Origin of the sequence: Streptomyces sp. McG3, from assembly GCF_018619185.1 — a bacterium.
Classification (GTDB): domain Bacteria; phylum Actinomycetota; class Actinomycetes; order Streptomycetales; family Streptomycetaceae; genus Streptomyces.
Map to the genome: position 1 here is coordinate 41,760 of NZ_JAAXYC010000017.1, position 12,727 is coordinate 54,486.

At 72.4% G+C, this 12,727-nt stretch carries 4 protein-coding genes; all 4 read right to left on the reverse strand.

What is annotated here, in order from left to right; all coding sequences use genetic code 11:
• Nucleotides 1–8: 8 nt before the first annotated feature.
• Nucleotides 9–1,067, reverse strand: a complete 1,059-nt coding sequence (locus tag HET64_RS05035; protein ID WP_215102743.1) for an NADP-dependent oxidoreductase — start codon at nucleotides 1,065–1,067, stop codon at nucleotides 9–11.
• Nucleotides 1,064–2,788: an NAD(P)/FAD-dependent oxidoreductase gene (locus HET64_RS05040; protein ID WP_215102745.1), complete on the reverse strand. Its 1,725-nt coding sequence runs from the start codon at nucleotides 2,786–2,788 to the stop codon at nucleotides 1,064–1,066. The genes HET64_RS05035 and HET64_RS05040 overlap by 4 nt, the downstream gene beginning before the upstream one ends.
• Nucleotides 2,785–4,467 (reverse strand): NAD(P)/FAD-dependent oxidoreductase, encoded by a 1,683-nt coding sequence (locus HET64_RS05045; protein WP_215102747.1) that lies wholly within the window; start codon nucleotides 4,465–4,467, stop codon nucleotides 2,785–2,787. The genes HET64_RS05040 and HET64_RS05045 overlap by 4 nt, the downstream gene beginning before the upstream one ends.
• A partial coding sequence (locus HET64_RS05050) for a non-ribosomal peptide synthetase (RefSeq protein ID WP_215102749.1) occupies nucleotides 4,457–12,727 on the reverse strand: 8,271 nt, incomplete at its 5' end. The genes HET64_RS05050 and HET64_RS05045, both read right to left, overlap by 11 nt.

The following is a 12,727-nucleotide window of genomic DNA, read 5'->3' on the forward strand; positions in this document are numbered from 1 at the left end:
GACGGCGCTCAGAGTTCGACGAGCACCTTGCCGCGGTTGGCCGCCCGGTCGCCGTAGAGGCTGCCGTAGGCGGCGGGGATCCTGTCGAAGCCGTGGTGCAGGGTGTGGTCGCAGACGACCTCACCGCGCCGGACGCGGCCGCCCAGGTCGGCGTGGAGGTCCTGCCAGTTCTGTTCGGTGAACCATTCCAGGGAGAAGATGCCGCGGACGGTGGCGCGCGGGAACATCAGGTAGGGCAGGAGCCGGGGGCCGGTGGACTCGTTGCCGACCTGGGTGGCCCACTGCCAGCACACCGCCACCTGGCTCCCGATGTTGAGCAGGGAGAACACGGCGTCGGTGACCGCGCCGCCGAGGTTGTCGAAGTACCGGTCGACGCCGTCGGGGGCGGCCCGGACGAGTGCGTCGCGGACGGTCTCCGCGCTGTCCCCGTGACGGTAGACGATCACCGCGTCGAACCCGAGCCCGGTGAGGTAGTCCGCCTTCTCCGGGGACGAGGTGGTGCCGATGACCCGGGCCCCGGCGAGCGCGGCGAGCTGCCCGACGAGGGAGCCCACCGAGCCGGACGCCCCGCTGATGACGAGGGTCTCGCCGGGACTGATCGTCATGTACTTGGTCAGGGTCCCCCAGGCGGTCATGCCGGGGCCGCCCATCACGCTGAGGGCGGTCGTCAGCGGCAGGGCGTCGTCGTCGTACCACCGGGGGTCGAGCCTGCGGTAGGCGGGGAAGACCATGGGGAACGTGCCGGTCTGCCAGAGTTCGGGGACGCCGGTGCCGATCACATGGGTGCGCCAGCCGCCGAAGCCCTGGACGAGGTCGCCGACGCGGTGGGCGGCGCGCGGTCCCGCCTCCACCACCTCCATGATCGAGTCGGCGCCCATGTGCCGGCCGATCGGGGTGTCGAGGGCGATGCCCTGGAGATAGGGGTCGACGGAGACGTACAGGGTGCGCAGGAGCATCTCGTCGGGGGCGAGGGTCACGTCGACGTTCTCGACGACCTTCTCGTAGACCCGGTCCACGTCGGGGACTCCTTCGACGTGTTCGCGGACCACCCATTTCGCGATCTTCATGGTTTCCTCTCGGTCGGTGCGGCGGGGCGCACGGGCACGGGGATGACCCGGTGGGTCGGTGGTGGTGCGGTGAGGTCGAGCGACGCGGTGAAGGGCCGGTCGTCGTCGCGGCAGACGAACTGCATGACGTGGCGTCCGGCGGCGGCGGCCCGGATGAGCCCGCCGGTGGTGGCCCAGACACCGGACTGGTAGAAGTCGCGCAGCCCGGGGAGGCCCGGGCCGTGCTTCTTGATCAGCTCTTCGAGGGTCTCGCCGCTCTCCACGAAGGGCTGCCAGCCGAGGACGGTCCCGTCGTAGTTGCCGGTGTAGCGGACCTGGGTGAGGGGGCTGGAGACGTCACGGACGACGATCGCGTCCCGCAGGCCGGGGTAGCGCTGCTCCAGGAAGCCGACGAGTGTTTCGCGGGCCCGCCGTTTCGCCGCGTAGTAGCCGCGCCCGTGCCGTACGGGCAGGGTGTGCAGCTCCTGTCCGCCGCGGGTGCGGGTGATCTGTTCGGGGCCCTCGTCCAGGGCGCGCCAGGGGGCGATGTCGCAGAAGTAGGTGGCGTAGACGACGGTGGTGCCGTCCGGGGACAGTTCGGGGTAGTGGCGGCTGCGGAACTGGACGTTGATGCTGGGGTGGCGGATGCCGGTCAGTTCGGCGGCCGTCGCCCCGTCGAGGAGGTAGGTGGTGCAGGGGTCGCCCTCGGGGAAGGGGCGGGAGAGGCCGAGGAAGAGGGTGAAGTAGCCGGGGAAGACCATGCCGGGTTCGTGGATGGTCTCGGTGTAGAGCTTGCGGTAGTCCTCGCCCAGGTACTTGCCCTCCAGGAACTTCATGGTCGTGGTGTAGCCGTCGCAGGCCGACACGACGATGTCGGCGCGCAGTTCTTGACCGTCGCTGAGGCGGACGCCCACCGCCCGGTCGTCCTCGACGATCACCGTCTCGACCCTGGTGTTGTAGGAGACCTCGCCGCCGAGCCGGCGGTAGCGGGCCTCGATCGACTCGGCGAGGCCGAGGGAGCCGCCTTCGGGGACTCCGGCGGAGAGGTTGGCGTGCGAGGCGAGCTGGAAGTGGAAGGGGAGGACGGGGAAAGCCGGGTGCTTCTCGTACAGGATGAAGTTGAAGGCCTCCCGCAGGAGGGGGTCCTTGAACTTCTGGGAGAAGTCGCTCATCAGGACGGTGATCGTGGTGCGGACGGAGTTGAAGTACGGCAGGAACGAGGCGAGCATCCGCCAGCGCTCCCGGCGTCCCATCAGTCCGACGGGCTTGAGGAAGGGGTAGACCGCGAGCGCCTTGCGGAAGCTGCGCAGTTGCGCGCAGAACTTCCGCACCAGCCGGGCGTCGGCGGGCGAGATGTCGATGAGGTGGGCTTCGAGGCGGTCGGGGTCGGAGTAGAAGTGGACGGCCCGGCCGTCCGAGCCGCGCACGATGTTGAAGACGTCGAAGTGGCGGATCTCCTTGCCCTGGAGGGCGCCGAGCTCCAGCCAGATCTGGTGCATCTCGTTGCCGGGGCCGCTGCCGAGGAGCCAGCTGACGCAGGCGTCCAGGGTGAAGCCGCCACGCTCCCAGGCGGTGCAGCAGCCGCCGGGGATCTCGTGCATCTCCAGGATGCGGGTGCGGTAGCCGTTCATCTGGGCGTAGCAGCCGGTGGAGAGCCCGCCGAGGCCGGCCCCGATGATGATCATCGTCTCCCGGGGCCGGCGGGCGCCGCCGGGCCGGGGCCCGTTCCTGTCGCCGCTCATGAGCCCTCGCTCTCCCGTGCGGACCACCGGTCGAGCTGGGGCAGATGTCCCAGCTTCCCGGGGTGCCAGGGTTCGGCGCCCTTGCTCTCCCAGGCCCGGAATTCCAGGCCCAGGTCGCGGCAGAGGTACTGGACGGCGAAGCGGCCGGTGGAGGCGGCGCGGATCAGGCCGCCCATGCCGACCCACTGTCCGGCCATGGAGAAGTCGCTCAGTCCCGGCAGCCGCATCCGGTCCTTGCCGACGAGGCGCGCCGCGACGTCGTCGGCGTCGGAGAACGCCTTCCACGCGAGGATGGAGCCGCCGAGGTTGCCGGTGTAGCGGTGGGTGGTGGCGGGCGTGGCGACCTCGACGATGGCGATGCGCTCCGCGATGCCCGGCGTGCGGCGCTCCAGGAAGTCGCGGACGAAGTGGGCCACTTCGCTCTTGCGCCGGCGGTACTCCTTGCGGTCCCTGGTGCGCAGGTCCTTCCAGTGGGCGTAGTCGCTGAAGTAGGTGCAGTGCAGGACGGAGTGGCCCGGCGGTGCGAAGCCGCCGGAGTAGCGGGAGCGTGCCTGCACGACGAGGCTGTCCTGGAGGGCTCCGGGGAGGTGGGCCGCGTCGTCGGGGCCGAGGAGGTGTGTGGTGCTGTGCGCCTCCTCGGGTTCCAGGTCGCCGCGCAGGCCGACGAAGGCGGAGACGACGGCGGGGAAGAGGGTGCCGGGGCGGTGGAGGAGGTCGGTGTAGAGCTTGTCGATCCGGGGGCCGGTGTACCGGCCGCCCAGGAGTCCGTAGACGGTGGTGTGGCCGTCGCAGGCGGAGACCACGTGCTCGGCGAAGTACTTCTTCCCGTTGCGGAGTTCGATGCCGATCGCGCGGTCGTCCTCGACCAGGATGCGTTCGGTACGGGCCCGGTAGGTGACCGTTCCGCCGAGGCTCTTGTAGCGCTCCTCGACGGAGCGGGCGAGGCCGAGCGAACCGCCCTGGGGGAAGCCCGCGTTGCCGTGGTGGGCGGCCGCCATGTTGAAGAGGTAGGGCAGCATCGGGAAGCCCTCGGGGTCCTGGAAGAAGATGTTGCGGAACGCCCTGCGCAGCAGCGGGTCCTGGAACCGGTCGGCGAACACGTGCATCGGGGTGGCCGCGGTCCGCCAGAACAGCCGGAACGCGGGGAGCACCGTGCGCAGGGTCTGGGCCCTCTCCCGTACGGTCCTGAGCGCGGGCGCCGTCAGGAACGGGTACAGCTCGATGTCGATGAAGCGCCGCAGGTCCCGGGTGAAGGCCCGGATGAGCGGGGCGTCGGCGGGTGAGACCTCCAGGAGGTGGGCCTCCAGCCGGTCGGGGTCGTTGTAGAACGTCACCGACCGGCCCGAGGCGTCCTCGACCTTGTTGAACAGTTCGAAGTTGGTGACCGTCTTGCCGTCGAGCGCGCCGAGTTCGCTCCACACCTGGTGGGCGTCGTTGCCCGGGGCGGTGCCGATGAGCCATTCGATGCAGTAGTCGAAGAGGTACCCGTCGCGCGACCAGGCGGTGCAGCAGCCGCCGGGCAGCACGTGCTTCTCGAAGATGCGGGTCCTGGCTCCGCTCATCTGCGCGTAGACGCCGGTGGAGAGGCCGGCCACGCCCGCGCCGATGACGATGACGCGGGGCGGGGTGCCCGGGGTGCGTTCCCTGCTGGTCCAGTCGGTGGGGTCGTCATCCGCCATGGGCCGCGTCTCCCCTCAGGACGGAGCGCACCAGCTCGGCGTTGCGGGGCAGGTGCTTGGCGTCGAGCATGTCGGCGTGGACGCCGGAGCCGCGCAGTACGGCGGTGGCGCCGGTGGAGCTGCCGTGCCAGGTGCCGTGCTCCCCGGCGGCGTAGAGGGCGGCCTTCTCCTCGTCGGTGATCACGCTGACCGTCGCGGCGACCGTGCCGGTGTTGGGGGTGCGACCGCAGAAGGCGAGGTACTCGGCGGCGTGGGCGAGGGTCTCGCGGGCGACGGCCTCGGAGCCGGTGTGCTTGCGTACGTGGTCGGCGAGTTCGCTCTCGAAGGCGGCGATGCCCGAGGCGTCCGGTTCGTAGGCGGCGAGGATGCGGCGGGAGTCGAGGATGACGACGTGGGCGACCTCCCGGCCGCGCCGCTCCAGCTCCTTGGCCGTCTCGAAGGCGAGGTTGCCGCCGAGGGAGTAGCCCAGGAGCAGGTAGGGGCCGTCGGGCCGGTCCGCCTCGATCAGGTCGGCGTACCGGCTGACCTTGTCGTCGCCGGGGAGGTAGTTGAAGCCGGTGACGGAGTGGTCGGGGAGCTGGGCGGCCAGCCCTCGGTAGACGAGTCCGTGGCCGCCGGCGGGCGGGAAGCAGAAGAGGGCGGGGGCCTGTCCGGCGTTGAAGGTGAGGCTGGGCAGTTCGTCGGCGGTGGTGCCGAGCAGGACGTCCTCCACGGTGGCGGCCATGCCGTGCAGCGTGGTGACCTGGTAGAGCCTGCTGACGGGGACGCCGACGCCGAACTCGGTGCGCAGGTGGTGGAGGAGTTCGATGAGTTTGATCGAGCTGCCGCCGAGTTCGAAGAAGTCGTCCTCCAGACCGATCTGTTCGCGGCCGAGCAGGGTCTTCCAGTGGCGGGCGACGCTGACCTCGTACAGCGTCACGGGCTCCTCGTGCGGTCGGGCTCCCGCCTCGGCCCGGGGGGCGGGCAGGGCGGCCGTGTCGACCTTGCCGTTGGCCGTCAGCGGCAGGGCGGGCAGTTCGGTGAAGTGGGACGGGATCATGTACGAGGGCAGTGAGCGCGCCAGGTGGCGGCGCAGGGCCCGGACGTCCAGGGTCGCGCCGGGCGCGGGGACGCAGTAGGCGCAGAGTGTCGCCTCTCCCCCGGTGTCGGTGCGTACGGTGACGACGGCCCGGGCGAGCGGGGGCCACTGGGCGAGCTGCGCCTCGATCTCGCCGATCTCGATGCGGTGGCCGCGCAGTTTGACCTGTCCGTCGGTGCGGCCGAGCAGGTGGACCCGGCCGTGCGCGTCCCAGCGGGCGATGTCGCCGGTGCGGTAGAGGCGTTCGGTCCGGGCGTCGGCTCCCCGGCCGAGGGCCCGGGTGACGAAGCGCTCCTCGGTCTGTTCGGGGTCTCCGGCGTAGCCGAGGGCGACTCCGGCGCCGCCGATCCAGAGTTCGCCGGGCACGCCGGGCGGGACGGGTTCGCCGTGGGCGTCGAGGACGTGGAGGGTGCTGTTGGGCAGGGGCCGGCCGATCGGGACCATCGCGCCGGGTTCCAGGTCGTCGACGGGCCCCTCGAAGAACGCGCTGTCGATGGTGGCCTCGGTGAGGCCGTAGGAGTTGACGAGGCGGGTGCCGGGTCCGCACAGCTCGGCCAGCCGGCGGTACTCCCCCACGCTCCAGGCGTCCGAACCGACCACCAGCAGGCGCAGGAAGTCCAGCCGCAGCCCTTCCCGTGCGCAGTGGTCCATCAGGCCGCGGACGACGGCGGGAACGAACTCCGCGCAGTCCACGCGTTCCTGACGCATTGTCCGGTAGAGCCGGGTGGTGTCGAAGAGGAGGTCGCGGTCGGCCAGGACGAGGGTGCCGCCCGAGCACAGGGCGCGCACCAGGTCGCCGGTGAACACGTCGAAGGACGGTTCGGCCATCTGGAGGTGTGTGCGGACGTCGCTGTCCAGCCGGTACTCCTGGCGCCACGCGGCGTGGGCGGAGGCGAGGTTGCGGTGGCTGACGCGGACGGCCTTGGGCCGGCCGGTGGATCCGGAGGTGGTGATGACGTACGCGGGCGAGTCGGGGCCCGCCTCGGCGGCCGGTCCTTCCGGGTGCGGTTCGGTACGTCCGAGCGCGGCGAGGGTGAGCGTCGGGACGGTCAGCGCTCCGGTCTGCTCCGGCGCGGCGTCGTCCGCGACGAGGACGAGTGCCGCGCCCGTGGTCGTCACGAGGTGGGCGAGCCGGTCGGCGGGCTGGTCGGGGCGGAGCGGGAGGTAGGCGGCGCCGGCCCTGAGCACGCCGAGCAGGGTGACGATCAGCTCGGGCGTCTTGTCGAGGCACAGCACGACCACCGAGCCCTCGCCGACGCCGAGCGCCCGCAGCCGGGCGGCGGTGCCGGCGGCCCGCCGGTCCAGTTCGGCGTAGGTCAGCCGGCGCGTCCCGCCGTGTGCGGTGGGCAGGGTGACGGCGACGGCCGCGGGGTGTTCGACGGCGACGCGGCCGATCAGCGTCTGGACCGGGGTGAACGGCTCCGCCCCGGGTCCGGCGGACGGCAGGGCCGGGCGGCTCCATTCCCCGACGAGCCGTTCCCGCTCCCGGTCGCCGAGCATCTCCAGTCGTGAGGCGGGCTGTTCGCCCGGCACCCGGGTCATCCGGTCGAGGAGCCGGGTGTAGTGGGCGGCCATGCGGCGCATGGTCTCGGGGAGGAAGAGGTCGGTGTTGTACTTGAACACGCAGTGGAAGCGGCCCTCGGCCTCGTCCTCGTAGGCGGACAGCGTTATGTCGAACTGCCCTTCCTCCTCCGGTAGTTCGATGTACTCCAGGCGGTAGCCGTACTGCTCGGTGGCCACCTTGTGGGTGAGGAGGATGAACATCGCCTGGAAGACGGCGGAGCGGCTGGGGTCGTGCTGGAGGCCCAGCTCCTCGACGAGGAGGACGAAGGGGTACTCCTGGTTGTCCAGGCCGCCGAGCACGGTCCGGCGGACCTGTTGCAGCAGTTCGGCGACGGTCGGGTCATCGGACAGGTCGGCGTGCAGGGGCAGCGGGTTGACGAAGTAGCCGTAGACGGACGAGAAGTCCTGCCGGGTGCGGCCGGTCACCGGGCTGCCGACGACGATGTGGTCCTGCCCGGAATAGCGGTGCAGCAGGAGGTAGTACGCGCTCAGCAGCACCATGAACGGGGTGACGCCGTGGGCCCGGGCCAGGGCCTGGACCCGGGCGCTGAGGGCGTCGTCCAGGACGAAGAACTCGGAGGCCCCGTTGTGCGTCTGGACCGCCGGGCGCGGCTTGTCGACGGGGAGGTCGAGGAGCGGGACCTCGGCCGGCAGGTGGGAGCGCCAGTAGTCGAGCATGCCCGCCGCCCCGGGCCCGGCCAGGAAGGCGTTCTGCTGGTTGAGGAAGTCGAGGTAGCGGGCCCCGATCGGTGGGAGCTGGGGTTCCTGGTTGCGGCGCAACGCCTCGTAGACGGCGAGGAGTTCCTCGATGAAGGTGAAGGTGGAGATGGCGTCGGAGACGATGTGGTGGACGGCCTTCATGATGATCCAGCGGTCCGGGCCCCGCTTGAAGAGCCGGAAGCGGACCAGGGGGTCCTGGGCGAGGTCGTAGGGCTTGCGGTACTCCTGGACGATCGTCGCGTGGATGGACTCCCAGTCCTCTCCCTGGACGTCGAAGAGGGCGAGGTCCATCGCGGCGTCCTCGGAGACCCGCTGCACGGCCTGCCCGTCCACCAGGAGGAAGTTGGTGCGGAGCGCGGGGTGCCGGGCGATGAGCCGGCGGACGGCCTCGAACATCAGGTCCGGTTCGAGCGTGACGGTCACCTCGACGGCCCCGCCGATGTTGTACGCGTAGCCGTCGGGGTTGAGGTGCTTGAGGAACCAGAGCGCTTTCTGGTTCTGCGTCAGTGGGTACTGCCCCTCGTCACTGTGGAGTTCCACAGCTCCCGGGGCCCCGTCGGGGGCGTCGGCCGAGGCCAGGGCGGTGAGGCCGTCGTGGAGCTGGGCGGCGAGTTCCCCGGCCGGGGTGCCGCTGAGCAGGGCGACCACGGGGAGGGCGACGCCGAGCTCGGCGTGGATCCGGGCCCGCAGCTCCATGGCGAGGAGTGAGTCGAGGCCGAGTTCGCCGAGTCCGGTGGCGGGGTCGATGCGGTCCGTGCCGGTGCGCAGCACGGTGGCCGAGAGCGCGGCGAACCGCTCGGCGACCAGGGCCCGGCGGGTCTCCTCGTCGGCGGCGCGGAAGACGTCGAGGAATCCGTTGCCCGAGGCGGCGTCGGCCGGCGGGGCGGCGGCCGCGGCGAGGTCGGCGACCAGCGGCGGCGGGGACGGGTACCAGGCGAGGAAGACGGGCCAGTCGACGACGGTGGCGACGACCAGCTGGGCGTGGTCCTGGCCGATGACGCGTTCCAGGACGGCCATGCCGGCGTCCGGGGACAGCGAGCTCATGCCACGGCTGTGCAGATAGTGGTCGACCAGTCCGAGTTCCTCGATCATTCCGGTGGCCCAGGGGCCCCAGTCCAGGCTGAGCGCGGGCAGTTGCCGGGCGCGGCGGTGGTGGGCGAGGGCATCCAGGAAGGCGTTGCCCGCGGCGTAGTTGGTCTGGCCGGCCGTGGTCAGCAGCGAGGCGATCGAGGCGAAGAGCACGAAGTGTTCGAGGGGTTCGTCGCGCAGGTGCCGGTGCAGGAGGTGGGCGCCGACGGTCTTGGGGTCGTGGACGGCGTCGAAGGCGGCCCGGTCCAGATCGGCGACGAGCGTGTCACGGACCTGTCCGGCGAGGTGGAACACCCCGCGTACGGGAGGCGCCCCGCTGTGCCGGTGGGCGTCGAGCCAGCCGGCCAGGGCGTCCTCGTCGGTGATGTCGAGGGTCGCGAGGACGGGCTGCGCGCCGAGCGCCTCCAGCTCGCGGAGCAGGGCCACGGCCCGGCCCTCGGCGGTGGCGGGGTCGGTGCCGGCCCACTTCTCGCGGGCCGGGACGGGGGTGCGCCCGACCAGGATGATCCGGCGGGCCCCGCGGCGTACGAGGGTGCGGCACAGCAGTCGGCCGAGCGCGCCGAACGCGCCGGTGACCAGATAGCTGCCGTCCGCCCGCAGGCGCAGGGGCAGCGGCCTGGTCAGGCCCTCGGCGGGGCGGAGGCGGCTGGTGCGGCGGACCCCGTCGCGCAGGGCGATCTCCTCCTCGTCGTCGCTGAGGACTTCGCCGAGGAGCGCTTCGGCCTCGGCCCGGTCGCCGTCGGGGCCCGGCTGCCGCCCGGGGTCGAGGTCGATGAGTTTGCCGGGGTGTTCGATCAGTTCCTGGTGCCGCAGCACGCGGCCGATGCCCCAGGCGGGTGCCCCGAGGGGTTCGGGCCCTTCGCCGGGCAGGGCCGGCTGGGCGCCGCGGGTGACGATGTGCAGGCGGCCTCCGCCGTCCCGGGCGGACAGGAGCCGGGCGAGGGCGATCAGTGAGTACGCTCCCGCGCCGGTGTGGTCGGTCAGGGAGGTCCGGTCGCAGTCGGCGAGGGCGGGCGCGTCGAGGTTCCACAGGTGCAGGACGGCCCCCCGGAAGGGACCCCCGTCGCGGTCCAGGTCGGCGAGGAGCCGGCGCAGACCGGCGTCGGACGCGGGGTCGACGGTGAACGTGGCGCCGTCGCCGGACGCGGTGTAGGCCGCGCCCCGGCGCACCAGGCGGCAGCGTTCGCCGCGGGCGCCGGCCAGGGCGGCGAAGGCGTCCGCGACTCCCCCGGTGTCGGCGAGGACCAGCCAGTCGTGGTCCCGTACGGCTGTCGTGGGTACCGGCCGGCGATCGGCTTCGCGCCCCGTCGGCCCGCCGCGTACGTCGCCGTCATTCACGTCACCGTCGTTCACCTCCTGCGGCAGGGCGCGGGCGTCGACGGCGGGCAGCGGTGGGCAGTCGGTCCAGACGGGTTCGGCGAGCCAGGAGTCGATCGTGGTCCGGGCGACGGCGGTGGCCGCCTTCTCCACGTCGGCGGCGCGGAAGCCGAGGACGCGGCCGAGCGGCGCCCCGTCGTCGGCGTACAGGGCGATGTTGCCGAGGGTGGTGTCGGCGTCGCCGGGGAGCAGGGTGGCGTGGGCCCAGAACGGCTGGTCGCCGATGGGTTCGAGGGCGACCTCGTCCAGGGAGAGCGGCAGCCTGATCCCGGTGACCGGTGCGGGGTCTTCGGGGGCCGGCGGGATCAGCGGAGTCAGGAGGGTCTGGAAGCAGGCGTCGAGGAGGACGGGGTGGAGGTGGTGGCCCGCGGCGTCGTCGCCGATCGCCCGGGGCGGGCGGATCCGGGCGAGGACCTCTCCGGCGCCGATCCAGACCTCCTCGATGGCCTGGAAGGCGGGGCCGTAGTGGTAGCCGAGGGCGGCCAGCGCGGTGTAGCAGTCGGGGCCTTCGAGGCGCCGGAGTGCCCTGGCGCGGAGCGCGGGGGCGTCGAGCGGCGGGGCGGTGCGGCGGCGTTGCCCGGTGCGGACGATCCCGCTCGCGTGCACGACCCGTTCCGCGTCGTCCCCGGTCGGGGAGGCGATGGTGAAGGCGGCGTTCTCCAGGGAGAGCGACACCTCCACGGTCCGGTCCTCGCCGTCGGGCAGGAAGAGGGCCTTGCGCAGATCGATGTCGGCGAGGACGGCGGTGGTGCCGCCGGTGAGCCGCAGGACGGCCTGGGCGGCCATTTCCAGATAGCCGGCGGCGGGGAAGACCACGGTGTCCTGGATGCGGTGGTCGGCGAGGTACGGCAGGTCCTCGGTGTCCAGGCGGGCCTGCCAGGTGGGCTCCGTACGGTCGGTGCGGCGGCCCAGGAGTTGGTGGTCGCGGTGGCCGAGCCGGACCTGGGCGACCGGCCGGGGTTCGGTCCAGTGACGGTCGCGCCGGAAGGGGTGGCGGGGCAGGGTGACCGGCCGGCCGGCCGGCTGGAGGACGCTCCAGTCGACGGCGACGCCCAGGTTGTGGAGCGAGCCGAGGGAGGCGGCGAAGCGCTCGCTCTCGTTCTCCCGGCGGCGGATCGAGGGCAGGGTGAGCCCGCTCGTCCCGCCCGTGTCGAGGCATTCGCGGATCGCGTGGCCGAGGACCGGGTGCGGGCCGATCTCCAGGAACACCTGGTGGCCGTCGTCGGCGATGCGGTCGACCGCGGAGCGGAAGCGCACCCGCTCGCGGACGTTCTTCCACCAGTACGCGGCGTCCAGTTCCTCGCCCCGGGCGGTTCCCTCGACACCGGTGAGGTACAGCGGAACCCGGGCCGCTCGCGGCTCCAACGGAGCGAGTTCAGCGAGCAGTTCGTCCTTGATCTGCTCCATGACGACGCTGTGGTAGGGCACTTCGACGGTGAGGAACTTCGCGAATTGCTGCTCGGCCCGCAGTTCCTCGGCCAGCAAGGTCAGCGCGGCCTCGTCCCCGGCCAGGGTGATCGCGGTGGGGCTGTTGACGGCGGCGATGGAGACCCGGTCGCTGTAGGGGCGTACCCGGCGCTCCGCCTCGTCCTCCGAGAGGCTGACGGCGAGCATGGCGCCGGTGCCGGCCAGGGTCTGCTGGAGGCGGCTGCGGTGCACGACGATCCTGGCCGCGTCCCGCAGGGAGTAGACGCCCGCCGCGTGGAAGGCGGCGATCTCACCGGTGCTGTGGCCGACCACGGCGTCCGGGCGCACTCCGTGGGACCGCCACAGGGCCGCCAGGGCGACCTGCACGGCGAAGTTCGCGGGCTGGGCGAGCCAGGTCTCCGCCATCCGGGAGACGGACTCGTCGGCGGTCATCTCCTCGATGAGAGACCAGTCGGCGAACTCCCGCAGCGCCCGGTCGCACGCGGCGACGGCGTCGCGGAAGACCGGCTCCTCCTCCAGGAGTTGGCGGCCCATGCCCCACCACTGGGGGCCCATGCCGGTGAAGACCCACACCAGCCGCCGGTCGGCGGCGTCCCGGGTCCGGCCGTGGACGACCCGGGGATGGGCCTCGCCGCGCGCGTGGGCGGCGAGGGCCTCGTCGAGGGAGGCGCGCGAGGTGTAGGCGACGGACAGCCGCTCGGGGAGGTGCTGGCGGCGGTGGGCCAGGGTGTGGCCGAGGTCGTCGAGGGCCACGGCCGGGCCGTTGTCGCCCGCCAGCTCGCCCCGGATCCCGGCCGCCATCTCCGTCAGGGCGTCGGGGTTGCGGGCGCTGAGGGGCAGGATGCTCCAGCGTCGCCCGGCGGTCGCGGCGGGGCGGATGTCCGGCAGGGGCGCGGGTGCCTCCTCCAGGACGACATGGGCGTTGGTGCCGCCGAATCCGAAGGAGTTGACCCCGGCCCGGGCGGGCCCTTCGTGCTCGGGCCAGGCGGTGGGCCGGGTGGGGAT